Raw genomic sequence first — 229 nt, 5'->3', positions numbered from 1 at the left:
TAGTTTACGACGCCAGTTCGGGTACTCATCTACAGTACCAGGAATGTTTACTGGCTGGTCCATTTCCAACCAATCTTCCAATTGAACACTTAGCAATGTTGAGCCGCCAGCAGCAACGTGTAATTGCAGTGCTTCAGCAAGGTATGAGTCCATTGGTACTTGGCTAGCATCGCGACCAACACCTTCAGGTAAGAAACCATGCCATGCCACAGAGTCTAGGATACCTTGC

General features: G+C 48.0%; 1 protein-coding gene. It reads right to left on the bottom strand.

Annotated features, from left to right (window positions below):
- The coding region (locus tag A3712_RS14550) for a 4-alpha-glucanotransferase (protein WP_197465834.1) at window positions 1-229 on the bottom strand (229 nt) is incomplete at both ends.

It is taken from the genome of Vibrio sp. HI00D65 (assembly GCF_001635455.1).
Classification (GTDB): Bacteria; Pseudomonadota; Gammaproteobacteria; order Enterobacterales; family Vibrionaceae; genus Vibrio.
The sequence above is the reverse complement of the archived record's forward strand: the minus strand, read 5'-3'. Positions and strand labels throughout refer to the sequence as shown.